At 67.2% G+C, this 24,904-nt stretch carries 23 protein-coding genes; 15 read left to right on the forward strand and 8 right to left on the reverse strand.

The features are described from left to right. Positions 1 to 11: 11 nt before the first annotated feature. On the reverse strand, positions 12 to 776 hold the full coding sequence (locus ABFX18_RS01045; RefSeq protein ID WP_346057082.1) for a DUF6264 family protein: 765 nt from the start codon (positions 774 to 776) through the stop codon (positions 12 to 14). After that, positions 776 to 1,804, reverse strand: a complete 1,029-nt coding sequence (gene fbaA, locus ABFX18_RS01050; RefSeq protein WP_346057083.1) for a class II fructose-bisphosphate aldolase — start codon at positions 1,802 to 1,804, stop codon at positions 776 to 778. Before fbaA ends, ABFX18_RS01045 begins: the two co-directional genes overlap by 1 nt. Positions 1,805 to 1,868: 64 nt before the next feature. Here fbaA and glpX point away from each other — a divergent pair, with 64 nt between their 5' ends. After that, the gene (glpX, locus tag ABFX18_RS01055; protein ID WP_090150878.1) at positions 1,869 to 2,852 is read left to right on the forward strand and encodes a class II fructose-bisphosphatase; all 984 of its coding nucleotides are present in this window, start codon (positions 1,869 to 1,871) and stop codon (positions 2,850 to 2,852) included. Between the two features lie 75 nt (positions 2,853 to 2,927). Here glpX and ABFX18_RS01060 read toward each other — a convergent pair whose 3' ends face one another. The 3 genes from ABFX18_RS01060 to ABFX18_RS01070 all read right to left on the reverse strand — a co-directional run bounded on the left by ABFX18_RS01060 (position 2,928) and on the right by ABFX18_RS01070 (position 5,935). Further along, positions 2,928 to 3,806, reverse strand: coding sequence for an HAD hydrolase family protein (locus ABFX18_RS01060; RefSeq protein ID WP_346057084.1), 879 nt, complete (start codon positions 3,804 to 3,806; stop codon positions 2,928 to 2,930). A 49-nt stretch (positions 3,807 to 3,855) separates the two neighbouring features. After that, entirely contained in the window at positions 3,856 to 5,280 is a 1,425-nt protein-coding gene (locus ABFX18_RS01065; protein ID WP_346057085.1) for a DNA recombination protein RmuC, read from the reverse strand. A 70-nt stretch (positions 5,281 to 5,350) separates the two neighbouring features. Then, positions 5,351 to 5,935, reverse strand: coding sequence for a 3'-5' exonuclease (locus ABFX18_RS01070; RefSeq protein ID WP_346057086.1), 585 nt, complete (start codon positions 5,933 to 5,935; stop codon positions 5,351 to 5,353). Between the two features lie 144 nt (positions 5,936 to 6,079). Between ABFX18_RS01070 and ABFX18_RS01075 the strand changes: the two genes are divergently transcribed. From ABFX18_RS01075 to ABFX18_RS01085, 3 genes are all read left to right on the forward strand, one after another. Beyond that, a complete protein-coding gene (locus ABFX18_RS01075) occupies positions 6,080 to 6,439 on the forward strand; it encodes a DUF2200 domain-containing protein (protein ID WP_346057087.1) in 360 nt (119 codons plus the stop codon). A gap of 95 nt (positions 6,440 to 6,534) precedes the next feature. Next, the gene (ychF, locus tag ABFX18_RS01080; RefSeq protein ID WP_211648827.1) at positions 6,535 to 7,608 is read left to right on the forward strand and encodes a redox-regulated ATPase YchF; all 1,074 of its coding nucleotides are present in this window, start codon (positions 6,535 to 6,537) and stop codon (positions 7,606 to 7,608) included. A 656-nt stretch (positions 7,609 to 8,264) separates the two neighbouring features. Further along, entirely contained in the window at positions 8,265 to 9,512 is a 1,248-nt protein-coding gene (locus ABFX18_RS01085; RefSeq protein ID WP_346057088.1) for an AAA family ATPase, read from the forward strand. Between the two features lie 81 nt (positions 9,513 to 9,593). On the opposite strand, the gene ABFX18_RS01090 is transcribed toward ABFX18_RS01085, so the two are convergent. Then, the gene (locus ABFX18_RS01090; protein WP_090151397.1) at positions 9,594 to 11,072 is read right to left on the reverse strand and encodes a peptide MFS transporter; all 1,479 of its coding nucleotides are present in this window, start codon (positions 11,070 to 11,072) and stop codon (positions 9,594 to 9,596) included. A gap of 141 nt (positions 11,073 to 11,213) precedes the next feature. Here ABFX18_RS01090 and ABFX18_RS01095 point away from each other — a divergent pair, with 141 nt between their 5' ends. Beyond that, on the forward strand, positions 11,214 to 11,447 hold the full coding sequence (locus ABFX18_RS01095) for a DUF4287 domain-containing protein (RefSeq protein ID WP_428833611.1): 234 nt from the start codon (positions 11,214 to 11,216) through the stop codon (positions 11,445 to 11,447). Between the two features lie 76 nt (positions 11,448 to 11,523). After that, positions 11,524 to 12,276 (forward strand): GTP pyrophosphokinase, encoded by a 753-nt coding sequence (locus ABFX18_RS01100; RefSeq protein WP_090150807.1) that lies wholly within the window; start codon positions 11,524 to 11,526, stop codon positions 12,274 to 12,276. Between the two features lie 53 nt (positions 12,277 to 12,329). Here ABFX18_RS01100 and ABFX18_RS01105 read toward each other — a convergent pair whose 3' ends face one another. Then, a complete protein-coding gene (locus ABFX18_RS01105) occupies positions 12,330 to 13,568 on the reverse strand; it encodes a multidrug effflux MFS transporter (protein ID WP_346057089.1) in 1,239 nt (412 codons plus the stop codon). A 51-nt stretch (positions 13,569 to 13,619) separates the two neighbouring features. On the opposite strand from ABFX18_RS01105, the gene ABFX18_RS01110 reads away from it, so the two are divergent. The 4 genes from ABFX18_RS01110 to ABFX18_RS01125 are packed head-to-tail and all read left to right on the forward strand — an operon-like array spanning position 13,620 to position 16,584. Beyond that, the gene (locus ABFX18_RS01110; RefSeq protein ID WP_090150801.1) at positions 13,620 to 14,075 is read left to right on the forward strand and encodes a MarR family winged helix-turn-helix transcriptional regulator; all 456 of its coding nucleotides are present in this window, start codon (positions 13,620 to 13,622) and stop codon (positions 14,073 to 14,075) included. Positions 14,076 to 14,122: 47 nt separating this feature from the next. Then, positions 14,123 to 14,914, forward strand: coding sequence for a phosphotransferase (locus tag ABFX18_RS01115; RefSeq protein WP_346057090.1), 792 nt, complete (start codon positions 14,123 to 14,125; stop codon positions 14,912 to 14,914). After that, complete coding sequence (locus ABFX18_RS01120) at positions 14,911 to 15,846, forward strand: homocysteine S-methyltransferase family protein (RefSeq protein ID WP_346057091.1); 936 nt, start codon at positions 14,911 to 14,913, stop codon at positions 15,844 to 15,846. The genes ABFX18_RS01115 and ABFX18_RS01120 overlap by 4 nt, the downstream gene beginning before the upstream one ends. Positions 15,847 to 15,855: 9 nt before the next feature. After that, the gene (locus ABFX18_RS01125) at positions 15,856 to 16,584 is read left to right on the forward strand and encodes a hypothetical protein (protein WP_336662494.1); all 729 of its coding nucleotides are present in this window, start codon (positions 15,856 to 15,858) and stop codon (positions 16,582 to 16,584) included. A 30-nt stretch (positions 16,585 to 16,614) separates the two neighbouring features. Here ABFX18_RS01125 and ABFX18_RS01130 read toward each other — a convergent pair whose 3' ends face one another. Then, positions 16,615 to 17,406, reverse strand: a complete 792-nt coding sequence (locus tag ABFX18_RS01130; RefSeq protein WP_346057092.1) for a CPBP family intramembrane glutamic endopeptidase — start codon at positions 17,404 to 17,406, stop codon at positions 16,615 to 16,617. Positions 17,407 to 17,644: 238 nt separating this feature from the next. On the opposite strand from ABFX18_RS01130, the gene ABFX18_RS01135 reads away from it, so the two are divergent. The 5 genes from ABFX18_RS01135 (at position 17,645) to hutU (ending at position 24,900) form a co-directional block, all read left to right on the forward strand. Continuing rightward, positions 17,645 to 19,255, forward strand: a complete 1,611-nt coding sequence (locus ABFX18_RS01135) for an ABC transporter substrate-binding protein (protein ID WP_176698364.1) — start codon at positions 17,645 to 17,647, stop codon at positions 19,253 to 19,255. Between the two features lie 178 nt (positions 19,256 to 19,433). After that, positions 19,434 to 20,360 (forward strand): ABC transporter permease, encoded by a 927-nt coding sequence (locus ABFX18_RS01140; protein ID WP_090150790.1) that lies wholly within the window; start codon positions 19,434 to 19,436, stop codon positions 20,358 to 20,360. Further along, entirely contained in the window at positions 20,353 to 21,336 is a 984-nt protein-coding gene (locus ABFX18_RS01145) for an ABC transporter permease (RefSeq protein WP_090150788.1), read from the forward strand. Before ABFX18_RS01140 ends, ABFX18_RS01145 begins: the two co-directional genes overlap by 8 nt. An 11-nt stretch (positions 21,337 to 21,347) precedes the next feature. Then, a complete protein-coding gene (locus ABFX18_RS01150) occupies positions 21,348 to 23,063 on the forward strand; it encodes a dipeptide ABC transporter ATP-binding protein (protein ID WP_090150786.1) in 1,716 nt (571 codons plus the stop codon). 139 nt (positions 23,064 to 23,202) lie between these two features. Continuing rightward, a complete protein-coding gene (gene hutU, locus ABFX18_RS01155; protein ID WP_346057093.1) occupies positions 23,203 to 24,900 on the forward strand; it encodes a urocanate hydratase in 1,698 nt (565 codons plus the stop codon). Positions 24,901 to 24,904: the final 4 nt, after the last annotated feature.

Consider the following 24,904-nt stretch of genomic DNA (forward strand, 5'->3'; position numbering starts at 1 on the left):
TCCCGGTCACGCTACGGCTGGCTCATCTCCGCGAGCGAGTCGAGCAGCTTCTGCATCGCGTTCGGGTCGGAGGCGGCGGTCATCAGCTCCGGGACGTTGACGAGCACGACGGTCGACACGATGATCGTGCCGATCACGACGATCGCTCCAGCGGTGAGCGGCACCCAGAACGCGAGCTTGCGCGCGCGCATGCGCTGGATCGAGAAGATGAGACTCACCGCGAAGATCGCGAAGATCGCGATCGCCGTCACGGTGCCGACGGTGCCGATCCACGACGGGACCGTGAAGTCCTCGAGCTCGAACGCCGACGCCATCAGGGAGAAGCTCGCCGGAAGGCCCATCATCGAGGCCGCGAAGTTCAGCGAGCCGAACATGCCGAGCACGAGCAGGATGATCGTGATGACGCGATCCGCGGTACGAGGCTTCTGCTGCGGGGCGCCGCCCGAGTACATCGGGGCCTGCTGCTGCGGAGCGGGGTCGCCGGCAGACTGCGGTGCTGGAGCGCGGTACGGCTCGGGGTCGCGGGTCCCCGATGCGGGCGGTGCGGGAGGCACAGGCGCGACCGCTCCCGCCCCGTCGCCTCGAGCGCCCAGGTTGTGCGGTACGCCCGTCACCGGAGTGCCCGCGGGGTTGCGCGTGGGCGACGCCTCATTCGGACGTGCGTCGTCGCTCGTCTCCGGCTTCCACTCCCACCCCTCCGGGGCCAGTTCACCGTAGGCCGGGCGCGGGCGATCCGCCGGGCGCGCCTGCGGCGCTTCGTCGCGAGGGAGTGACACTACGCGCTCACCGACTTCCCTGCGGAGCCGAGCTGCTCCGCGGCGACGGCGACGCGCGCCGCCATCGCGGACTCCGTCACCTTGCCCCAGGCGCGCGGATCGTACTGCTTCTTGTTGCCGACCTCGCCGTCGATCTTGAGCACGCCGTCGTAGTTCTTGAAGAGGTAGTCGGCGAGGGCGCGCGTGAAGGCGTACTGCGTGTCCGTGTCGATGTTCATCTTGATGACGCCGTTGCGCACGGCCTCCGCAATCTCCTCGGCGGACGAGCCGGACCCGCCGTGGAAGACGAGATCCAGCGGCGTCTCGCCGAGGCCGTACTTCGCCTGCAGACCCTGCTGGATCTCGGCGAGCAGCTCTGGTCGCAGCGAGACCCCGCCCGGCTTGTACACGCCGTGCACGTTGCCGAAGGTGAGCGCGGTGAGGTAGCGGCCCTGATCGCCGAGGCCGAGGGCCTCGACGGTGGCCACTGCGTCGTCGAGGGTCGTGTAGAGCTGGTCGTTGATCTCGTGGCTGACGCCGTCTTCTTCACCGCCGACGACGCCGATCTCCACCTCGAGCACCACGTTCATCGCGGAGAGGCGGGGGAGCAGTTCGCGTGCGATCTCGAGGTTCTCAGGCAGCGGAACGGCCGAGCCGTCCCACATGTGCGACTGGAAGTAGGGCAGCCCGCCCTCGGCGACGCGCGCCTCGCTCGCAGCGACGAGCGGCAGGAGGAAGTCGTCGAGTGCGTTCTTCGGGCAGTGGTCGGTGTGCAGCGCCACCGTGACGTCGTAGGCCTTCGCGACCTCTTCCGCGTACTTGGCGAACGCGATCGCGCCGCCCGCGCGGTTCTTCACCGTGTGCCCCGCGAGATAGTCGGAGCCCCCCGTCGTCACCTGGATGATCCCATCCGACCCCGCTTCGGCGAAGCCCTGCAGGGCGGCGTTGAGGGTCTGCGAGCTCGAGACGTTGACCGCGGGGAACGCGAACGCTCCGGTCTTCGCGGTGTCGAGCATGGCGGCGTACTGTTCCGGTGTTGCAACGGGCATGTGCGCTCCTTGACTTCGTAGGGGTCCGCTTCGTCGCACCAGTCTACGCGGTAGGGTTGCAGCTATGACTGAACCTGTTTCGCTGGGCGAATGGCAGCCCGACCGCAACCTCGCAATGGAGCTCGTGCGCGCTACTGAGGCGGCCGCGATGCGTTCGACACCGTGGATCGGACGCGGCGACAAACTCGCGGCTGACGGCGCTGCGGTCGACGCGATGCGTCGTTTCCTGTCGACGGTGAACATGCGCGGCACCGTGGTCATCGGCGAAGGAGAGAAGGACGACGCTCCCTGGTTGTACAACGGCGAGGTCGTGGGCAACGGCGAAGGCGCCGAGTGCGATGTCGCGGTCGACCCGATCGACGGCACCCGTCTCACTGCAGAGGGCCGCCCGGGCGCGCTCTCGGTGATCGCGGTCGCCGATCGCGGCAGCATGTACGATCCGTCGGCGGTCTTCTACATGGACAAGCTGGTGTGCGGCCCCGTCGGCGTCGGCGTCGTCGACATCCGCCGACCCATCGGTGAGAACATCCGCGCGCTGGCCCGCGCGAAGCAGGTCGACGTGTCCGACATTCGCGTGGCGGTGCTGGATCGGCCGCGCCACGAGCAGCTCATCGCCGACATCCGCGCGGCCGGTGCCGGTACCCGCCTGCTCATGGACGGAGACGTCGCCGGTGGCGTGAACGCCGCCCGTTGGGATTCGAACATCGATCTCTGCGTCGGCATCGGCGGCACGCCAGAGGGCATCATCACGGCGTGCGCGGTGAAGGCGCTCGGCGGCGTCATTCAGGGGCGACTCTGGCCGAAGGATGATGAGGAGCGCCAGCGCGCGATCGATGCTGGCCACGACCTCGATCGCGTGCTCGAGGCGAACGATCTCGTCGCGAGCGACAACTGCTACTTCGTCGCAACCGGTATCACGGATGCCGAGTTCGTCGACGGGGTCAAGCGCAACGGCCCGTTCGTGCGCGCCGAGAGCATCGTCATGCGTGCGCACTCCGGCACCATCCGCCACGTCACGAGCGATATGGATCCCAACCGCTGGTCGTGATCGGGTGACCTCGAAGGGTCCGGGTGCAGCGCGCCCGGACCCTTCGACGTTTCGCCACGGCGCCTGCGTGCGGAGTCAGATCTCGAACGGCGCGTCGGTGGGGAAGTGCTTGCGCAGACTGAGTCCCACGCCCTCCTCATCGTTCGAGAGTGTGCGTTCGACGTGCGGTGCGACGGTCAGCGTCGAGTCTGCGTTGCCCATGAGCACGCCGATGCCGGCGGCGTCGAGCATGGGCACGTCGGCCTCGGTGTCGCCGAAGGCGATGACCTCGTGCAGGTCGATGCCGAGGTGGGCGGTCAGTGATGTCAGTGCGGTGTGCTTGCGCGATGCGGTGACTTCGAGCACGCGGGCGGAGAAGTGCGCGAATGCGCCCGGCAGTTCGCGGTCGATCGCCGCCTTGATCGGTGCGAGGGCGTCGGCGTCGCCACGGAACATGACTTTGAAGACCGGGTCCGCTGGGATGGCCGGGGGCGTGCCGTCTCCGATCGTATTCGGCCAGATCGAGGTGTTGCGCGCTTCACGCAGACCCCAGAATCCCATGTCGCTGACGTGCCACTCCGCCGCGGTGTAGAGCCCGACGTGAACGTCGGCTCCGGCGGCCGCTTCGAGCATGCGCGCGACATCTTGACGCTCGAACGGATGCTCTTCGAGCACGACGAGCCGCTCGCCTTCACGCACTCGTATCGTGCCCCCGCCGAACGCGATGTGCGACGCCGGCACCCCGAGCTTGCGCTCGATGATCATGGAGGCGGCGATGGCGCGCGCCGTGACGATCACGAGCTGCGCCCCGGTCGCGACCACCCGCGCGATCTCGTCCCGTGTGAACGGCGTGATCTGCTTCGCGCTGTTCGTGAGCGTGCCATCGATGTCGATGGCGAGCAAACGGGGAGTCACCGAGGCATCGGCGCGCGGCGGGCTGGGAAACGGGGTGCGCGGGTGCGCGTCGGATGCCATGGTCATACGCTAACGCAACCGCCCGTCTGCATCTGGCGCACTGGAATGCTCACTCGTCGTCCCACAGGCTGCGCGTGGCTGATTCGGGCTCCGCGCTCGGTACGAGATCGTCGATCGCCTCAGCCGCACTTCCGGCGGGCTCCAGTGTCTCCACTGCGCGCAATCGTTTTTCGACGGCGCGCGTGCGGCGCCCCGCCTCACTCACCGTGTTCTGCGCAGTGGCGAGCTGCTTGCCGAGTTTCGCCCAGACCTGGCCGTACTTCTGGAATTCGCCCTTGGCCGCGCTCAGCACCTGCCACACCTCGGAGCTGCGGCGCTCGATCGCGAGGGTGCGGAATCCCAATTGCAGGCTGTTGAGCAGCGACATCAGCACGGTCGGCCCGGCCACGGTGACCTGGAATTCGGACTGGAGCCTGCTGGTGAGACCGGGGCGTCGTATGACCTCGGCGAACAGGCCCTCCGTTGGCAGGTACATGATGCCGAAGTCCGTCGTGTGCGGCGGCTCGAGGTACTTGTCGCGGATGAGCTTCGCCTGCGTGATGATCACGCGCTCGACGACCTTGCTCGCGGCCTCAACCTCGGCGCGATCGCCGCGCTCCTGCGCTTCGAGGAGGCGCTCGTAATCCTCCTGCGGGAACTTGGAGTCGATCGGCAGCCAGACGGTCTCGTGATCTTCGCCGCGTCCGGGCAGTTTGACGGCGAACTCGACGCGCTCGGCAGAGCTCGGGCGCACGGCCACGTTCTCCGCGTACTGCTCGGGCGTCAGCATGTCCTCGAGCTGACGCGCGAGCTGCACCTCGCCCCAGCTGCCGCGATTCTTCACGTTGGTCAGCACGCGCTTCAGCCCTCCGACATCGGAGGCGAGCGTCTGCATCTCGCCGAGCCCTTTCTGCACCTGTTCGAGTCGATCGCTCACCAACTTGAACGATTCGCCGAGTCGGCGTTCCAGCGTTCCCTGCAGCTTCTCGTCGACGGTCTCCCGCATCTTCTCGAGCTTCGCCTCGTTTCCCTGCCGCAGCTTCTCGAGTTCCTCTCGCAGTACGTGCTGCAGTTCCGCCTGCTTCGCCACGTGCACCTCGCCGAGGGTCTGCACGCGCCGCGCGTTCTCGTCGAGCGACGCCTTCAGGCGCTGCTGCAACTGCTCGCCGACGGCGACGCGCACTTGTTCGAGCTTCGCGTCGTTGGCCTCTCTGAGGTCGTCGAAGCGCGCTTCGACGCTCGATCTCAGTGCGTTCTGCGAGGAGAGCGCCGCCTGCGCTCCGGCGTGCACGCGATCAGTGATGGCGGAGAGCGATTGCCCGATCTCGTTGCGCTGCGCGGAAAGATCCTGGCGGATCTCGCCGGAGACGCCGCGGAGATCGGCGCCGGGAGTCGACGCCGCCCCGCCCCGCCCCGTGCGTATGAGCACGGTGACGAGCACGGCGATGAGGAGCAGCAGGTTCAAGCTGAGGAGCGTGACGGTCAGAGTGTTCATGTTCTCCCGGGTTTCTGGATCGAACGTGCGTTGCCCTCACGCTGCCGCATACCACCGACATTCGCGCGCATCACAGCTTCAGGGGGATCGCCTTCAGCTGCTGAATGCGCACCCCGGTCTGCTTCGCGAGCGCTGCGACCGAGTCGACGGCGTGCCGGCGCGCGGCGTCCGAGATGATCGCGGCGCACGCCTCGGCGTCCGCCAGCGCGTCGTGATGCGCGAATTCGCCGTAGCCGGCGGCCGCCGCCGAAAGCGGGAGCCGGTGCGATGGGATCTCGTACGTCTTGCGCGATATCTGCACGCTGCAGAGGTATTTCAGGCGAGGGGTAGGGGTGACGGTCTCTGCGCATGCCGCACGGATCACGCCCATGTCGAAGCTCGCATTATGTGCGACCGCCACGTCGTCTCCGATGAACTCCCGGAGGTCGGCCAGCTGCCCGGCCCAGTCGCGGGAGTCCGCGACCATCGCCGGCGTGATCCCGTGGATTCGGATGTTGAAGGGGAGAAAGGCCTCGTGGCCGGAAGGCGGACGGATCAGCCAGTGCACGCGATCCACCACCTCGCCTGCGCGCACTCGAACGAGGCCGACGGAGCATGCTGACGAGGGGTGGCTGTTCGCGGTCTCAAAATCGATGGCGGTGAAGTCGACGGGCACGGTTCAACTCTGTCACACGCCCCTGACACTCTCGGGCGCGGCCCAGCAGGGCGAGCCCGGACCCGCGAGGCGCGACGCTCAGTGCGAGAATGGGAGCGTCAGCGCGTCGGATCATCAGAGCATCAGTCGAACCGGAGGCATCCCATGGCCGAGCACCGCATCTACTCGGCGAGTTTCGCGAGCGTCTACGTGCACTACGTCGCCAAAGCTGAGCGCAAGGGGCACACGCGAGGCGAGGTCGATCAGGTCATCAGCTGGCTCACGGGCTACGACGCGGACGATCTCGAGCGCATCGTCGCCGACGAGACGGACTTCCGCACCTTCTTCGCCGAGGCGCCACGCATGAATCCGAACGCGAGTCTGATCACCGGCCTGATCTGCGGCATCCGCGTCGAGGAGATCGAGGATCCGCTGATGCAGCAGATCCGCTACATGGACAAGCTCGTCGACGAAGTGGCTCGCGGCAAGAAGATGACCTCCATTCTGCGCGGCACTCCCGCCTGAGGCTTTCGCCTTGCCGCCGCACCGCCGAGGTTGTCGCCGGCACCGGCACCGGCACCGTCGCTCAGGGCGGCCAGAGCCGCGTAGACTCGTCTCCCGTGGCTCTAACTATCGGCATCGTAGGTCTTCCCAACGTCGGCAAATCGACCCTGTTCAATGCGTTGACGCAGAACGACGCGCTCGCGGCGAATTATCCGTTCGCGACGATCGAACCGAACATCGGCGTCGTGAACCTGCCCGACCGTCGGCTCGACGCGCTGGCCGAGATCTTCGGCTCGGAGCGCATCCTCCCGGCTCCGGTCAGCTTCGTGGACATCGCCGGCATCGTGCGCGGCGCGAGCGAGGGCGAAGGGCTCGGCAACCAGTTCCTCGCGAACATCCGCGAAGCCGATGCGATCGCCCAGGTCGTGCGCGGATTCTCCGACCCCGACGTGATTCACGTCGACGGCGCAGTGAATCCCGCGAGCGATATGGAGACGATCAACACCGAACTCATCATCGCCGATCTCCAGACCGTCGAGAAGGCGCTCGTGCGCTTCGAGAAAGAGCTGAAGAACAAGAAGATCGACCCCTCGGTCGTCGAGACGGCGAAGGCGGCTCAGGCCGCGCTGAACGAGGGCAAGGTGCTGTCGCAGGCCGGCCTCGATCTCGAGCCGATCAAGGAGCTCGGTCTCCTCACCGCGAAGCCGTTCCTCTACGTCTTCAACGTCGACGAGTCGGTGCTGCAGGATCAGGCGCAGCTCGACCAGCTGGCATCCCTCGTCGCGCCGGCGCACGCCATCTTCCTGGACGCGAAGATCGAGAGCGAACTCATCGAGCTGGACGCCGAGGACGCGGCCGAGCTGCTCGCCTCGATCGGTCAGGAGGAGAGCGGCCTCGATCAGCTCGCGCGCGTGGGCTTCGAGACGCTGGGGCTGCAGACCTACCTGACGGCTGGGCCCAAGGAAGCCCGTGCCTGGACGATCAAGCGAGGCGCCACGGCGCCGCAGGCGGCCGGCGCGATCCACACCGACTTCGAGAAGGGTTTCATCAAGGGCGAGATCATCTCGTTCGAGGACCTCGTCGAGGCCGGTTCGGTCGCAGAGGCCCGCGCCAAGGGCAAGGCGCGCATGGAGGGCAAGGACTACGTCATGCAGGACGGCGACGTCTGCGAGTGGCGCTTCAACGTCTGACAAGACGGGAGGATCCCGAGCACCCGTTCGGTGAGATCGTGGCTCCGTCTTCGCTCATAACCCCTGACGTTGCGAGTTCTCCACAGATCATCACATTCAGGCTCGGCATCTGCACGCAGGGATTGAGACTCGATCCATGGGTATCAGATATTACGCATATGCATTCGACCATGGGCTGAGGGACCGGGCTCGGGACGATCCCCGTAGCCTGATCGCAAGCGACCCGCTCGCCGACGCGTGGGGGCTTGTGCCGCACGCGACCGTCAGTCACGCCACATTTGAGCAAACGGTGCCTCAACGGGACATGCTTTATCTCGACAAGGCTTGGCGAGAGCCGCAGCTGCTTACTGGTCCATGGAGACTCGAAGGCACTGCGAGACCGGCCTTTGCGATGTTCGAGGGAGAGGTGGCGATGCGCGACCTCGGGTGGGAGGCATGGATTGCAACGTGCGCATGAGTTCGTGGCCGGGCTCGTTGCAGATGGTCGACGCATGGTCTACATGATCGGTTAAGCCTTCGCAGGTCGCCGGAAACTGTCCGGGTTCGCGCGATCATTCGATGACGGAAGATCGAGACGCGTACTACGCTCGTTTACGTGAGCGCACCGGTCGAGTTAATGTTAACAAATTTGCTTAACTGTGAGTTAACATTATCGTATGCGCGATGCGACTGATAACCCCTTCACGCTCGGGTCCGACACACTGCCCGAAGTGTGGGCGGGGCGAGCGTCGCAACTGCGCGATTGGACGGACGTCGTCAGGCCCAGACTCCTCGCCGGACTTCCGGAGCGAGGGCGCACGATCGTCGGCGAACCCGGCTTGGGGAAATCGACGCTGGTGCGCAGGATCGCTGCTCGTGCCGAAGCGGACGGGGCATGGGTCACGCCCCAGGTGCGGCTGCCCGCCGGCGCCGATCCGTTGAAGGCCGTCGCCACCGCCGTGCTGCGCCTCGCCGACTTCGCCGGACTCTCCGCATCGCGCGAGCGCCGCATCGCCGAGGTGCTCGACCGGGTGCGGCAGGTCGCCGCGAGCGGAATCTCGCTCACCATCGACCGAACAGCCGGCCCCGAACCCTACACGGCGCTCACCGACCTCTTGGTCGCGGTGGGCACCGCCGCGGTGCGGGCCCGCACCGTCGTGTTGATCCACATCGATGAGATCCAGAACGTCACCGATGGGAACGCCCTGTCGCAGTTGCTCATCAGTCTGGGCGACGCGATCACGGCCACGATCCGCACGGATCTGCCGGCCGGCGAGGTGCGCGACCGTTCGCTCCCGATCGCCGTATACCTGACGGGGCTGCCGGAGTTCGCGGAGAAAGCCTCCTCGCGCACCGGGGCGACGTTCGCTCGACGCTTTGCGACGACCACGCTCGAACCGATCTCAGACGGTGAGATCCGTCTCGCTCTCGCGCCCTTCATCGATCCGGGGTGGTCGGTGCCGGACGGGGCGGGCGCGATGACCGCCGTGCGCATGACCGCAGACGCAGTCGAAGCGCTCGTCGCCTTGTGCCACGGTGAACCGTTCCTGTTCCAGCTCGCCGGCGAGCGCGCCTGGTACGCCGGTCACAGCGCGGTGATCAGTCGCGAGGACGTGCTGATGGGCTGGGAGGCGGCGAAGCACGAGGCCGTGGCGCACGTCGAGAGGATCCTCGATCGCCTTCCTGCGAAAGAACGCGAATTTATCGAGTACATGGCAGCAGCGGAGCCCGAGCAGCGCACCGCGACGGCGATTGCGAAATCGATGGGTTACAGCCGCGCCGCGAACGTCGGTCCGTTCGCGCAGCGCCTCGACACCGTCCGGGGCATCGTTTCGCGGGGTCGACGCTACGCCTTCCGCCATCGGGCGCTCGAGGCCTACCTGACCTCCAATTGGCCGGAAGTGGGCACTCCGACGCAGCGCTGAGCGGTCAGTGAGGTGCACTGTCTCCGCGGTTCGCGCACCCGGGTGACCGCCCAGGCGAGAACCGCGAACGGGCGCGGAGACTCAGCGAACGCCGCGCATGAGGCGCAGGATCGGCGCCTTCACGGTCGCGAGCACGATGCCGACGGCGATCGACGCCAGTCCGATGGTCAGGAAGTACGGCACTTCGTCGTCCGTCGAGTACAGGCCGGACAGGGCGCCGGCGGCCGCCGACCCCAGCGCGATCGAGAGGAAGTGGAGCGCGACCATCTGGGAGTGGAACGCGTGGGGCGAGAGCTTCGTCGCCAGCGACTGGCCCACCGGGGAGATGCAGAGCTCCGCGAAGGTGAAGAGGAGCAGGATGAGCACGATGGCGTAGAAGGGCACCGAGCCGTCCGCTCCGCCGGAGAACGGGATGAACGTGAGGAACGCGAGCCCCATGATCATCGTGCCGAGTGCGAACTTGATCGGCGTGCTGGGCTGGCGCTCGCCGAGCTTCGTCCACATGGCCGCGAAGACGCCGGCGAAGATGATGATGAAGACCGGGTTGATCGAGGTGACGACGCTCGGGGGAAGCTCGAAGCCGAAGAGATTGCGGTCGAGTCGCTGATCGGAGTAGATCGCGAGCACGGTGAACTGCTGCTGGAACAGCGTCCAGAACACCGCGGAGGCGATGAAGAGCGGGATGTAGGAGAGGACCCGGCTTCGCTCGTCCGACGTGACCCGCGCACTCGCGCCGATCACCGAGAAGAGGCCGATCGCCGCGACGATAGTGAGCGCGACGACGATGATCGAGAGATTCTCGGCGCGCAGCAGGCCGAGCAGCGCCGCGACGGTGATGATTGCGATCGCCGCGACGAGGATCACGATCCACCGCAGGCGCTCGGGCCGCGTCAACGGATTGGTGGGGCGGGCGCCAGATTCGGTGACCGTGTGCCGACGCAGCAGCACGTACTGCAACAGGCCGAGCGCCATCCCGAGAGCCGCGAGGCCGAAGCCCCAGTGGAAGCCCTTCCAGCCCCAGACGAGGCTGGTGAGGAGCGGGCCGATGAAGCCGCCGATGTTGACGCCCATGTAGTAGATCGAGAACGCGGCGTCGCGCCGCACGTCGTTCGGCTCGTAGAGGTCGCCGAGCACCGTCGACGTCGTCGTCTTGAGAGACCCCGCGCCGAGCGCCACGCTGACGAGCCCGACACCGAGCCCGACGACGCCGGGGAAGACGGCGAGGGCGATGTGCCCGAACATGATGATGACCGCTGCGCTCACCAGAGTCTTCTCGGCGCCGAGCACGCGGTCGGCGACCCAGCCGCCCAGGACGGACGAGAGGTAGACGAGTCCTCCGTACGCCCCGACGATGGACGTCGCGGCGGCCTCGGACATGCCGAGGCCGCCTTCCGAGAGGGAGTAGTAGATGTAGAACGCGAGCAATCCCTGCATGCCGTAGAAGCTGAACCGCTCCCACATCTCGACGCCCGCGAGGTTCGCGAGGCCCCACGGGTGCCCGAAGAAGCCGCGATCCTGTCGGGCAGCGGCCGTGTCCACCGTGCGCTTCTGCTCGGTCATGATGTCCCCCCACGCTCCGCGGTCGAGCCGCGGGCGGTTGTCGTCGTGCAGTGCAGACATCAGCATAATGCCGACTGTTCGCTTCGATTGCCCGCCGTGCTAGCGTGGCCGTGCGGCAACCCATCGGGGTGGAGCCGCACGATGGCACTCGCGGAGGAGGCGTCCATGTCGGAGCAGGTCACCGGCCCGAAATCGTATTTCCCGTCGATCGAGCAGAAGTACGGGCTCAGCATCGATGCGTGGTTCGAACGGCTGCGACCGCTCGCCGGGCAGAAGCACATGGAGCAGGTCGCGTTCTTGAAGGAACAGGGCATGGGGCATGGACACGCCAACGCGCTCGTGCACGTGTTTCGCGCGGAGCACGACGGTGCGTGACGACGGTGCTGCGCTGCACCGCCCGACGCGATCGATCTGTCAGGTCGTTCGAGCAGCCGAGAGGTAGCCTGAATCCATGAGTAATCCGACGGCCTCTGCGCACGACGAGAACGCGCACGAAGACCCCGCTGACGATCAGATCACGATCTCGCCGAGTGCACTCCGAACGCTCGGCGATCAGATGCAGCGCTTCATGCTCGAGTACCGTTTCGCAATGGAGGAAGTCGAGACCAAGCTCGCGATTCTGCGCGAAGAGTTCCTCCACATGCACGAGTACAACCCGATCGAGCACGTCTCGAGCCGGGTGAAATCCGTCGAGAGCCTGGTAGCGAAGCTCGAGCGGCGCGGCATCGGCACCGATTTCGATGTGATTCGAACCGAGATCTACGACATCGCCGGAGTGCGCGTCACCTGCGCCTTCATCCGCGATGTCTACCAGCTCTTCGATCTGCTCACGCAGCAGGATGACATCACGGTGCTCGAGGTCGAGGACTACATCGAGACCCCGAAATCGAACGGATACAAGAGCCTCCACACGATCATCTCGGTTCCGGTCTACCTGTCGACGGGTCGCGTGGACGTTCCTGTCGAGGTGCAGTTCCGCACCATCGCGATGGATTTCTGGGCGAGCCTCGAGCACAAGATCTATTACAAGTACGAACGACAGGTGCCCGACACGCTGATCCGCGAGCTCAAGCACGCCGCCGAGACGGCAGCTGAGCTCGATACCCGTATGGAGCGGTTGCACGTGCAGATGCACGGCGAGCCCCCGCTGCACACGGCGCCGCTCGAGCTTCGCGCGGTGCGCGACCGCATCCACCGCGTCTGAAACGCCGAGCGCGCGCCCGTCGAAAGGTCGTGGCGCGCGCTCGGCGATCCGGCTCAGGAGGGTGTCGGACGCTCGCGTCCGCTGGCGAACGCGATGAGCGCGACCGCGGCGGCGGCGGCCATGATGACCGCGAGGGGCAGTGCGCTGCGCTCGCCGGCGATGCTGACGAACGGTGAGACGGCGGCGGCGAAGCCGAACTGCAGCGCGCCGAGCAGCGCGGAAGCCGTACCTGCAGCACCGGGTACCGCCGACAGCGCGAGTGCCGTGACGTTGCCCATCACGAATCCGAGCGAGCCGACCACGACGAAGACGGCGGCGGCGAGGACCCAGGGAGACGTCCCGAGGAGTGCGGCGCCGAGCATGACGAGTGAACCGACTGCGACGCCGGAGAGTCCGATAGCCGCGAGCGCGCGCGGGCCGACACGGGCGACGAGGCGGGCGGAGACGGCGCTCGTCACCACGAGTGCGAGCGCATTGAGGCCGAAGAGCAGCCCGTACTGCAGCTCGTTCGCGCCGAGCATCGACTGGTAGAGGAAGGGCGACGCCGAGATGTACGCCATCATCACGGTGAACGCTGCAGCGAAGGCGATGGTGTGGCCGAGGTACTGCCGAGAGATCAGTCGTCGTGCGGGCGAGCCCTGTGCGCGGCGAGCTTCGGCCAGCTGCGCGCGTCGGTCGGCCGGCAGGGTCTCGCGCACGCCCCAGATGACGGCGACGAGCGTGCCGAGTGCGATCACGAGCAGCACAGCGAGCACTCCGCGCCAGCCGAGCGGGTCGGCGAGCACGCCGCCGACCAGCGGTGCGATGACGGGCGCGATGCCGCTGACGATCATCATGAGGCTCATCGCACGCGCCGCAACGGCGCCGGTGGCGAGGTCGGAGATGATGGCGCGCCCGAGCACCATGCCCGCGGCGCCAGAGACCCCCTGCAGCACGCGCGCCGCGACGAGTACACCGAGGTTCGGTGCGAACACCGCGGCGGCGCTCGAAGCGATGAGCACGATCGTGCCGATCAGCAGCGGGATGCGTCGGCCGTACCGGTCGGAGAGCGGGCCGAAGACGAGCTGCCCGATCATGATGCCGACGAGAAAGCCGGTCAGTGTCAGCTGAACGCCGGTCGCGCTCGTGCCGAGTTCGCTCGCGGTCGCGGGAAACGCTGGGAGGTAGAGGTCGATGCCGAACGGGGCGACCGCGGCGAGGAGACCGAGCACGAGGAGCAGGGCGGGGCCGAGGGCGTCGCTTCGGGAGACCTCGGTCTGCGGAGCTTGGACGGAGGGGGGTGCGCTGGACATAACTAGTTATCTTACTATAAATATCTCGGGCAGGTGGCCTACGATGATCCTATGCACGATGCCGCGCCCGGAGACGACGCCTCAATCGCCGACCTGGCCGCCGCGGTCGTGGCACTTGCGAGGGAGATCGAGTCTCGGCACGAGCACGCCGATTACATTCCGTTGACGCAGACCGAGCGACTCGTGCTGGGCACCCTCGATCGCCACGGCGAGTCGGCGCCCGGCGCGCTCGCCGAACGTCTCGGCATGCAGCGATCCAATCTGAGCACCGCGCTTCGCGGACTCGAAGCGAAGGCCCTCGTGGCGCGCCGCCGCTCGAGCCCCGACGGCCGTGGCGTACTCGTGAGCTCCACTCCGCTCGCTGCGGAGAATCTGTCTCGACTCCGTGCGCGCTGGGCTGAAGTGCTCGAAGCGGTGACTCCGGAGGAGCTCGACGTCGCGAGCGTCGCCGACTCGCTCCATGAGATGACGCAGGCGCTGATCGAGCAGCGGCGGTCACGGTCGTGAGCTCGGTGCACGCCCGAGAGGACGCGGATTCCGGTACGGTGTGACGCATGGAGCGCGAGCATCTTCCGGGCGGGTCCGGCGGCGTCTGGCGCGTGCAGCAGGCGGACGGCGCGACACGCGTCCATCGCCCCACGGGTCCTTGGACGCCCGCGGTCCACGCGCTGCTCACCCATCTCGACGAGCAGGGCCTCGACGGCATCCCGCGCGTGCACGGCATCGACGAGGACGGCCAGGAGATCCTCGATTACCTGCCCGGCCGCACGCTCGACCCGGAGCGCGACAGCGTCGACGACGCGGCGCTCATCGAGGCGGCGAGCTGGTTGCGTCGATTCCACGACGCCGTGCGCCGCTTCTCACCGGGAGCACTCGAGTGGCGGCAAGGCGTGCAGCGCCTCGAACCCGGCCAGGTCATCTGCCACAACGATCCTGGGCTGTACAACTGGGTGGTTCTGGACGACGGATTCGCAGGCATGATCGACTGGGATCGCGCGGGGCCCGGCGATCCGCTCGACGACCTCGCCTTCATGTGCTGGTCGGGCGTGCCGCTCCTGCGCGAGATCGATGCCGCCGATGCGGCGCGACGGCTCGAGCGTGCGGCGAGCGCCTACGGCGGAGTGACGGCGCGCGAGCTCTTGACAGCGGTGGAGGCTCGGATGTCGCTCATCTCCGAGCGGTGGCGAGCGGGGATCGAGCGCGGCGACCCGGGTACCCTCGCGCTGAGGGATGCGGGCATCATGGATCGCCATCACTCGCGTGTGGCCGGGTTCTTGCGGCGTCGTGCCGCGATCATGGATGCGTTGAGGGGCGACGCACCGCTGGAATCAGAGGAGGCATCATGACCATCATCGTGACCGACGGCGGCATCGAGACAGCGCTCACGGATCGACTCGGGCAGGAGCTGCCCGAGTTCGCGGCGTTCGTGCTGCTCGACTCCGCAGCAGGCAGGACCGCGCTGCACGAGTACTACGCGCCGTTCCTGGCGGTCGCCCGCGAACACGACCTCTCGTTGGTGCTCGACACCCCGACCTGGCGGGCGAACGCGGATTGGGGCGGGCGTCTCGGGTACGGCGCCGACGACCTGGCTCGCGTGAACGCCGACGCCGTCGCGCTCGTGCGCGAGCTCGACGAGGGGGATCCGCAGCCCGCGCCCGAGATCATCGTGAACGGTTGCGTCGGGCCTCGCTTCGACGACTACGTCGCAGGGGAACGGATGAGCGCGGCCGAGGCGGAGGAGTACCATGCGCCTCAGGTGCGCGCCCTTGCAGAGGCGGGCGCCGACCGTGTGACCTCCGTGACGACGCTCGACGCGGCGGAGGGCATCGGCGTCGTGCGTGCCGCCGCAGCTTCCCGCGTCCCGGTCTTCGTGTCCTTCATCGTGGGGGCGAGCGGGCTGCTCGCGGACGGCAGTTCCATCACCGAGGCGATCTCGGAGGTGGATCGCGCGACCGATGCGGCGCCCGAGGGGTACCTGATCAACTGCGCGCATCCGAGCGAGGTCGCCACCGGAATCGCGAGGGACGCCGGTGCTGCCGAGCTCGACCGCATCGTCGGGTTCCGGTTGAACGCCGCGGCCTCGGGCGACGACGGCGCAGGTGATGAGCCGCGCGCTTTCGCCGAGGCGGAGCTCGCACTGCGAGACCTTCTCCCGCTCACCACCGTGTTCGGCGGCTGCTGCGGCACCGACGCGCCGCACATCGCCGCGGTGGCCGAGCGTGCGCAGCGCGACGGGGCTGCCGACGATGCGAACGAGGCTCCCATCAGACGCGGTTAGGCTGTCGGCGTGAGTAAAGATCCATTCGAGGAACTCTTCGGACCAGCAGACGCCGAGCCGCCGGCTGAGACGCGACCCGTTCCGCCGGCGGAGCCGCAGCCCGTTCCGGCGCGCGACCGTCTCTCGTACGAGCAGGCGGAGCGCGTGCGCACGGCGCAGTTGTCGACGGAGCCGCGAAGCGAGGGGACGCGTGCCGCGCCCAAGGCGCTGCCCTGGATCGTCGTCGGCGCGGTCGCCGTCATCGCGATCATCGTCTGCATCGTCCTCGTGAACCTGGCACGCGGGGGGTCGGATGACGGGAATGCCTCGAACCAGGAGCCGACCACAACGGCCGCTCCGAGCGCGACGCCGTCGCCGTCGAGCGGCGCCGATGACGCGGATGCCGACGACGCCGACGCGGAGGACACCGACCCGGATGAGGTCCCCGCGGTCGAGGTCGGACCGACCACGCCGCTCGACATCCCGGCGTGGGGCGTCACCTCGCAGCTCAGTCTGAAGTTCGGCATGACGAGCTACTCGATTCCCGACAATGTGAATCTGCAGCTGAGCAGCCCGCTGATCAATTCGCTGCCGGAGGAGTGCGCGGCCATGCGCACCCAGTGGGGGATCACGCAGGGGGCCGACGGCACCTACTCCGTACTGAAGCCCGCGGAGCGATGCGAGGCGGCGCCCGAGCTGTACGACGAGCTCTGGGGCCTGACCGACGCCTTCGCGAAGAGCATCACCCCCGCCGGCTGACGGGGAGGGCCGGAGCGAACCGGTCGGCGCTCACCCTGCCGGTGCGCTGAAGAGCGCCGGCCAGAGGGCGACCGCGAGCGGGTAGCCTGCGAAGCTTGCGATGTCGAGCGCCCAGTGCGCGACCACGAGGGGGAGGGCGCGGCCCCATCGCTGGTACACCCAGCCGAAGACGACGCCCATGATCACGTTGCCGATGAAGCCGCCGAAGCCCTGATACAGGTGATAGCTGCCGCGCAAGAGCGCACTGATGACGATCGTCGCCCAGGGCCCGACGCCGAGGCGCTTGAGTCGTTCGAAGAGGTAGGCGACGACGATGAGTTCCTCTCCGAGCGCCGCGCGCAGGGCCTGGAGTACGAGTACCGGCACCGTCCACCACGCGGCGTCGAGCGCGGTCGGCACCACGGTCGTGTTGATGCCGATCGCTTTGGCGAAGAGGTAGAACGCGATTCCCGGTATGCCGATCGCGGCGGCGAGCAGCACGCCTCCGCCCGCTTCTCTGCCCCACCACGCCCGCCCCGCGTCGAGCGGGCGACCGAGCCCGAGCCGTGAGAGATGCGGGCGCGTGCTCGACCAGAGCAGGTAGACGACCAGTGCGACGGGAGCCAGCCCGAAGGCGAACGAGAGCAGCTGGGAGATCAGGTCGAAGACCGGCCGGTCGGAGAGCGGACGGTTGATCGTCGCGGTCTGCTGCGACAGGGCCGTCTCGCGGGTGAGCCGCTCGACGATGGAGACGATCGCGTACACGGCGGATGCACCGAACGACAGCGCGAGCACGATGGCGATCTCCCAGCGGAGGCGAGTGCGCAGCGCGGCTGAAGTCATGGCGACAGCGTATCGCCGGACTCTCAGGAAAGTGTCGAGTGCCCACAGTGCCCGGGAGGCTCGGGTGGGATCTTTCTCCGAGAACCACAGATCTCTGTTACGAAGGCGTTACGCTGGGCCGAATTGCACGCATCCGGTCTGACAGGTCTGTAGGCTGTTTTCGTACTATCGAATCTGTCGGGTGCGACCGAACGCGAGTTCTGTCGGCATGCCGGGGGACATTTCAAGGAGGAAACCAGTGAAGCGATCACGGATCGGCTACACGTTCATCGCCCTGGCCGCAGCAGGCGCGCTCGCGCTTTCGGGCTGCTCGTCGAACGGTGGCGAAGGCGGCGGCGACGCGGGCTCGGGCGGCGGCATCATCACCGTCAACAACACCGAGCCGCAGAAGGGGCTCGTACCCGCCGACACGACTGAGGTCGGCGGCGGCAAGGTCGTGGACGCGCTGTGGGAGGGCCTGGTGTACTACGACATCGACGGCAAGACCCAGATGGGCGTCGCAGAGTCGATCGAGTCGGACGACAACACCACGTGGACCATCACGCTCCGCGAAGACGCGGTGTTCTCCGATGGCACCCCGGTCATGGCGAAGAACTTCGTCGACGCCTGGAACTACGCGGCCAACGTCGACAACGCGATGGGCAACCAGTACTTCTTCAGCACGATCGAGGGCTTCAGCGAGACCGAGCCGGTCGAGGAGATGTCGGGCCTCAAGATCGTCGACGACTACACCTTCACCGTGAAGGCCACCCCCGATTTCCCGGATCGCCTGGGCTACTCGGCGTACTACCCGCTTCCCGACGTCGCATTCGAAGACATGGAGGCGTTCGGCCAGAACCCGATCGGCAACGGGCTGTACCAGATGGACGGCGAGGGTGCATGGAAGCACAACGAGTCCATCAGCCTGGTGAAGAACGAGAGCTACGTCGGCCCCCGCGAGGTCGCGAACGACGGCGTCGAGTTCAAGATCTACGCCTCGCTCGACGCGGCGTACACCGATCTGCTCGGAAACAACCTCGACGTGCTCGATCAGATTCCCGACACGTCGTTCGCCGTCTTCCAGGATGAGCTCGGCGACCGGGCGATCAACCAGGCCGGCGCCCTGACGACGACGCTCGCGATCTCCGAGAACCTCGAGCACTTCTCGGGCGAAGAGGGCAAGCTGCGCCGTGCTGCGCTGTCGATGGCACTCGACCGCGAAGAGATCATCGATGTGATCTTCGAGGGAACGAACGTGCCGGCGAAGGACTTCACCTCTCCCGTGGTCGACGGCTACGCCGAGGATCTCGAAGGCGCCGAGAAGCTCGAGTTCAACGCCGACGAGGCGAAGAAGCTCTGGGCCGAAGCAGACGCCATGAGCCCGTTCGAGGGAACGCTCGAGGTCGCGACCAACTCAGACGGCCCCCACCAGGTGTGGGTCGAAGCGGTCGCCAACCAGTGGGCCAACAACCTCGACATCGAGGCCGCCCCGAAGCTCTACCCGACCTTCCAGGCGTTCCTCGACGACCGTGAAGCCGACGTCGTCGGCGGTCCCTTCCGCGCCGGCTGGCAGGGCGACTACCCGGGTGCCTACAACTACCTGCAGCCGCTCTACTACACCGGCGCGAGCTCGAACCACGGCTTCTACGCGAACCCCGAGTTCGACGCGCTGCTCGACGAGGCCGCCGCTGAGAGCGATCACGACGCGCGCATCGAGAAGCTGAACGATGCGCAGGAGATGCTGCTCGAAGACATGCCGTCGATTCCGCTGTGGTACCAGGGCACCACCGGTGGCCACAGCGAGGGCGTCGACAACGTCGCCTTCGGCTGGAACTCCGTGCCGCTGTTCAACGAGATCACCAAGAACTGATCGAGTTCCTTCAGGCCCCGAACACCGGTTCGGGGCCTGAACCTCGTTCGGGCGGCATCACCGCTCGAGCGACACCATTTCCGACGCGGCAGGGACACTGGCGTCCCGACGACGTTTCGCGCCACGATTGCGAGAGAAAACGCACGATGTCTACGACCAGTGAACGGGGGAGCGGCGCATGCTGAGATACATCCTCTTCCGAGTTCTCCAGGTGATCCCAGTCCTTCTGGGCACCACATTCCTCATCTACTTCATGGTGTTCGCCATGCCCGGCGACCCGGTCGCCGCGATGTTCGGCGACAAGGTGCCGAGCGACGCCGTGCTGGAGCGGCTCCGCGAGCAGTACAACCTCGACAAGCCGTTCTTCATCCAATATCTGCTGTACCTGCAGGGACTCTTCGTCGGCGACTTCGGCATCAGCTTCTCGGGCGAGCCGGTCTCCGAGATCCTGGCCCGCACGTTCCCCGTGACCATCAAGCTCGCGCTGATGGCCATTGCGATCTCGCTGGTGCTCGCGATCGTGATCGGGCTCTTCTCCGGTCTGCGCAAGGGGCGGTTCTTCGACAACATCAACCTCATCATCGGGCTGCTGTTCCTGAGCGTCCCGATCTTCGTGGTCGCCTTCATCGCGCAGTACGGCCTCGGGCTCAAGCTCGGGTGGTTCAATCCGACCGTCGGCGCTGGCGCACCACTGCAGGATCTGCTGCTGCCGGCGATCGTCTTGGGCGCCTCGCTCTACGCGACCAGCATGCGTCTCACCCGGGCATCCGTCATCGACACGCTGAATCAGGACTTCGTGCGCACGGCGTACGCCAAGGGGCTCAGCCGCGGGCGCGTCATCCCGGTGCACGTGCTCCGCAACTCGCTGATCCCGACGATCACCAATACGGCGACCGATTTCGGAACGCTGATGGTGGGCGCCACGGTCACCGAGGGCATCTTCAACGTGCCCGGCGTCGGCAACGTGCTCTTCAACGCCATCCTCAAGGGCGAGAACACGACCGTGGTGTCGTTCGTCACCGTGATGGTGCTGATCTACCTCGGCGTCAACCTCGCCGTCGACCTGCTGTACGCCGTACTCGATCCGAGGATCCGCTATGCCTGATGCACCCCGCTCCTCTCACGAATCGGCCGGCCGTGTGCGGCCGCCCATCACCCATTTCGTCGCGCCGATCGACGAGACTCCGGTCGTCGCCGTAGACGCGGTCCGCATCTCGGAGAAGAAGTCGACGCTGTGGCTCGACGCCTGGCGCGACATGCGCCGGCGTCCGATGTTCTGGATCTCCGCGGTGATCATCTTCGTCGTGGCCCTGATCTCGCTCTTCCCCGGCCTGTTCAGCCAGGCGGATCCGCGCGCGTGCGCGCTGACGTTCTCGAACGCCGGCCCCTCCGCCGGGCACCCGCTCGGGTACAACAAGCAGGGGTGCGACGTCTACTCGCGCATCATCCACGGCACGTCGACCTCGGTGTCCGTCGGCCTGCTCGTCATCACGATCACGTTCGTGGTCGGCACCGTCATGGGGGCGCTCGCCGGATTCTTCGGGGGCATGCTGGACACCGTGCTGTCGCGACTCGGCGACATCTTCTTCTCGATCCCGTACATCCTGGCCGCGGTCGTCGTCATGAGCGTGCTGTCGGACCACCGCAATCCGCTCGTCATCGCGCTCGCGATCGGCGGGTTCTCCTGGCCGATCACCGCGCGAATCGTCCGAAGCGAGATTCTTCGCGTGAAGAACGCCGATTTCGTCATGGCTTCGGAATCCCTCGGACTGTCGAGGTTCGCGACGCTCGTGCGGCACGTGCTGCCGAACGCGATCGCCCCGGCGATCGTCGTCACGACGCTCTCGCTCGCGTCCGCCATCGTCGCCGAGGCGACGCTGTCCTTCCTGGGCGTCGGGCTTCCGGCCGGTCAGTTCATCAGTTGGGGCAACGACATCAGCGCGGCTCAGCTCTCACTGCGAACGGATCCCATGCCGCTGATCTACCCGTCCCTGGCACTCACCATCACCGTTCTCGGATTCATCCTCCTCGGCGAATCGGTTCGGGATGCGCTTGACCCGAAGGCGAGAGCACGACGATGAACGAAGCACACATGACTGAAGCAACGCAGGAATTCATGCAGCCGCTGCTGAGCGTGCGCGACTTGAAGGTCGGGTTCACGGTCGACCGGCAGGTGAACGAGGTGCTGCACGGGATCGACTTCGACGTCTATCCGGGCGAGACGGTCGCCATCGTCGGCGAGTCGGGTTCCGGCAAGTCGACGACCATGCACGCCGTGATCAACCTGCTGCCCGGCACCGGGCGGGTGACCGCGGGGTCCGTGCAGTGGGGTGGCCGAGAACTCGTCGGGCTCGGGCGCCGCGAGATGGAGCGCATCCGCGGCCGCGAGATCGGTCTCGTTCCGCAGGACCCGATGTCGAACCTCAACCCGGTGTGGTCGGTCGGGTTCCAGGTCGAGGAAGCGGTCCGCGCGAACGGACTCGCCACCGGCAAGAAGGAGGTGCGCGAGCGCGCGATCCAGGTACTCGAACAGGCCGGATTGCAGAACGCCGCCCAGCGCATGAAGCAGTTCCCGCACCAGTTCTCCGGCGGGATGAAGCAGCGAGCGCTCATCGGCATCGGCCTCGCCGCCAGTCCGCAGCTGCTGATCGCCGACGAGCCGACCTCAGCGCTCGACGTGACCGTGCAGCGCGTCGTCCTCGATCATCTGCAGGGGCTCACGCAGCAGCTGGGCACGGCCGTCGTCTTCATCACCCACGATCTCGGGCTCGCTGCTGAGCGCGCCGAGAAGCTCATCGTGATGTACAAGGGCAACATCGTGGAGTCGGGGCCGAGCCGAGAGATCCTCGAACGCCCGCAGCACCCGTACACCAAGCGGCTCGTCTCCGCGGCGCCGAGCCTGGCATCCCGTCGCATCGGTGCGGACGCCGAGCTCCCCACCGCGCCCACGCAGACGTTCGACCTCTCGGCACTCGCCGACGAGCCGAAGCCGACCGTGAAGCACGGCGAGCCGATGATCGAGGTCTCGGATCTGGGCAAGATCTACAAGATCCGGAAGGGCAACTTCGGATCGGAGGAGTTCCACGCGGTCGCCGGCGCATCGTTCTCGGTCAACCGCGGTGAGACCCTGGCCCTGGTCGGGGAATCCGGCTCCGGCAAATCCACCATCGCGAAGATGGTGCTGCAGCTCGAGAAGCCGTCGTCGGGCTCGATACGGATCGGCGGTCAGGAGACCGCGGATCTGTCGGGGCGGGGGCTCTTCGACCTCCGCCGCACGCTGCAGCCGGTATTCCAGGACCCGTACGGATCCCTCGACCCGCTCAACAACATCGCGAGCACCATCATGGAGCCCCTCAAGATCCACGACGTGGGTGATGCCGCGAGCCGGAAGGCGCGCGTCTACGAGTTGCTCGATCAGGTCGCCCTGCCGCGGGAACTGGCGACGCGCTACCCGAACGAGCTCTCGGGAGGGCAGCGGCAGCGCGTCGCCGTCGCGCGCGGGCTCGCCCTCAAGCCCGACATCCTCGTGCTCGACGAGGCGGTGTCGGCGCTCGACGTGCTGGTGCAGGCGCAGATCCTCGACCTGCTCGCGCAGCTGCAGCGCGAACTGGGACTCACGTATCTGTTCATCACCCACGACCTCGCCGTCGTGCGCCTCATCGCGGATCGTGTCTGCGTGATGCAGCAGGGCCGCATCGTGGAGCAGGCGACCACTGATGAGGTGTTCGAGAATCCGCAGGAGGAGTACACCAAGAACCTGCTCGCCGCGATTCCGGGCGCCCACATCGAGCTCGGGCAGCAGAGGTAGCGTGTTCAGCAACGCCCGCGCCTGTCTGGCACTCCGGACAGGCGCGGGCGTTCCTGCGTTGTCGCGAGGCGGGCGAACCGCTGGGATAGGGGAAGCGGGATGAGGCCCGCGATCCAGCACTTCAGCGAAAGGTCCAATGATGGCACTTCCCGGCGCACGCCCCGTCCGTTCCCCACGAGGCAGCGGGCTCTCTGCGAAGAGCTGGCAGACGGAGGCACCGCTGCGCATGCTCATGAACAATCTCGATCCAGAGGTGGCCGAGCGCCCCGACGACCTCGTCGTGTACGGCGGCACCGGCCGAGCGGCGCGGAGCTGGGAGGCGTTCGACGCCATCGTCGATACCCTGCGCGACCTGGAGGAGGACGAGACCCTGCTCGTGCAGTCGGGCAAGCCGGTCGGTGTCTTTCGCACGAACGTCTGGGCGCCCCGCGTCCTCATCGCGAACTCGAACCTCGTGGGGGACTGGGCGAACTGGCCCGAATTCCGCAAGCTCGAAGCCGAGGGCCTCATGATGTACGGCCAGATGACCGCCGGCTCCTGGATCTACATCGGCACGCAGGGCATTCTGCAGGGCACGTTCGAGACATTCGCCGCGGTCGCGCGCAAGCGCTTCGGCGGCACGCTCGCCGGGACCATCACCCTGACCGGCGGCTGCGGGGGAATGGGCGGAGCGCAGCCCCTCGCCGTCACCCTCAACGAGGGTGCGTGCCTCATCGTCGACGTCGACCAGAGTCGACTCGAACGCCGCGTCAGCAAGCGCTACCTCGACGAGGTCGTGACCAGCGTCGACGAGGCGCTCGCGAAGGTCCAGCAGGCGAAGGAGGAGCAGCGCGGGTGGTCCGTCGGACTCGTCGGGAACGCGGCCGAAGTGTTCCCCGAGATCCTGCGCCGGCACCGCGCCGGCGAGATCACCATCGATGTGGTCACCGATCAGACGAGCGCGCACGATCCGCTGAGCTACCTGCCGATCGGCTACGAAGTGGGGGAGCGGCTGCAGCGGGCCGAGGCGGATCCCGAGCAGTTCACCCGCGATGCGCAGGCCGCGATGGCGGCCCAGGTGCGGGCGATGGTCGAATTCCAGGACGCGGGCGCCGAGGTCTTCGACTACGGCAATTCCATCCGTGACGAGGCGCGCACCGGCGGGTACGACCGAGCATTCGAGTTTCCCGGGTTCGTGCCGGCCTACATCCGTCCGCTGTTCTGCGAGGGCCTCGGCCCGTTCCGCTGGGCGGCGCTCTCGGGAGACCCCGAAGACATCCGCGTGACGGACGAGGCGATCCTCGAGCTCTTCCCGGAGAACGAGCACCTGCACCGGTGGATTCGCGCGGCTCAGGATCGCGTGGAGTTCGAGGGACTGCCCGCGCGCATCTGCTGGCTCGGCTACGGCGACCGCGCGAAGGCGGCCGTGCGCTTCAACGAGCTCGTGGCCGAGGGCAGGCTGTCTGCTCCGATCGTGATCGGACGAGATCACCTCGACTCCGGGTCGGTCGCCTCGCCCTACCGCGAGACCGAATCGATGGCGGATGGCTCCGACGCCATCTCCGACTGGCCGTTGCTCAACGCCCTGACCGCCGCTTCGTCGGGGGCCACGTGGGTCTCGCTGCACCACGGCGGCGGCGTCGGCATCGGTCGTTCGCAGCATTCCGGCCAGGTCTCGGTCGCCGACGGCACGCCGCTCGCGGCGGAGAAGCTGCAGCGATTGCTGACGAACGACCCGGGCATGGGGGTGATCCGCCACGTCGATGCCGGCTACCAGCGGGCGGTCGACGTGGCGGGCGAGCGCGGCGTGCGCATCCCGGTGGCCCCCGTGATCCGCAACACCGACCAGGCCTGGTGACGCG

The organism is Leucobacter alluvii (genome assembly GCF_039530485.1).
Classification (GTDB): domain Bacteria; phylum Actinomycetota; class Actinomycetes; order Actinomycetales; family Microbacteriaceae; genus Leucobacter; species Leucobacter alluvii.

Coding starts and splice junctions, on each gene's coding strand:
- ABFX18_RS01145 (WP_090150788.1), top strand. CDS start 20,353: ATGCCTGATGCACCCCGCTCCTCTCACGAATCGGCCGGCCGTGTGCGG.
- ABFX18_RS01095 (WP_428833611.1), top strand. CDS start 11,214: ATGGCACTCGCGGAGGAGGCGTCCATGTCGGAGCAGGTCACCGGCCCG.
- hutU (WP_346057093.1), top strand. CDS start 23,203: ATGGCACTTCCCGGCGCACGCCCCGTCCGTTCCCCACGAGGCAGCGGG.
- glpX (WP_090150878.1), top strand. CDS start 1,869: ATGACTGAACCTGTTTCGCTGGGCGAATGGCAGCCCGACCGCAACCTC.
- ABFX18_RS01075 (WP_346057087.1), top strand. CDS start 6,080: ATGGCCGAGCACCGCATCTACTCGGCGAGTTTCGCGAGCGTCTACGTG.
- ABFX18_RS01130 (WP_346057092.1), bottom strand. CDS start 17,406: ATGACTTCAGCCGCGCTGCGCACTCGCCTCCGCTGGGAGATCGCCATC.
- ABFX18_RS01065 (WP_346057085.1), bottom strand. CDS start 5,280: ATGAACACTCTGACCGTCACGCTCCTCAGCTTGAACCTGCTGCTCCTC.
- ABFX18_RS01140 (WP_090150790.1), top strand. CDS start 19,434: ATGCTGAGATACATCCTCTTCCGAGTTCTCCAGGTGATCCCAGTCCTT.
- ABFX18_RS01100 (WP_090150807.1), top strand. CDS start 11,524: ATGAGTAATCCGACGGCCTCTGCGCACGACGAGAACGCGCACGAAGAC.
- ABFX18_RS01090 (WP_090151397.1), bottom strand. CDS start 11,072: ATGACCGAGCAGAAGCGCACGGTGGACACGGCCGCTGCCCGACAGGAT.
- ABFX18_RS01120 (WP_346057091.1), top strand. CDS start 14,911: ATGACCATCATCGTGACCGACGGCGGCATCGAGACAGCGCTCACGGAT.
- ABFX18_RS01060 (WP_346057084.1), bottom strand. CDS start 3,806: ATGGCATCCGACGCGCACCCGCGCACCCCGTTTCCCAGCCCGCCGCGC.
- fbaA (WP_346057083.1), bottom strand. CDS start 1,804: ATGCCCGTTGCAACACCGGAACAGTACGCCGCCATGCTCGACACCGCG.
- ABFX18_RS01085 (WP_346057088.1), top strand. CDS start 8,265: ATGCGCGATGCGACTGATAACCCCTTCACGCTCGGGTCCGACACACTG.
- ABFX18_RS01115 (WP_346057090.1), top strand. CDS start 14,123: ATGGAGCGCGAGCATCTTCCGGGCGGGTCCGGCGGCGTCTGGCGCGTG.
- ABFX18_RS01150 (WP_090150786.1), top strand. CDS start 21,348: ATGACTGAAGCAACGCAGGAATTCATGCAGCCGCTGCTGAGCGTGCGC.
- ABFX18_RS01105 (WP_346057089.1), bottom strand. CDS start 13,568: ATGTCCAGCGCACCCCCCTCCGTCCAAGCTCCGCAGACCGAGGTCTCC.
- ABFX18_RS01110 (WP_090150801.1), top strand. CDS start 13,620: ATGCACGATGCCGCGCCCGGAGACGACGCCTCAATCGCCGACCTGGCC.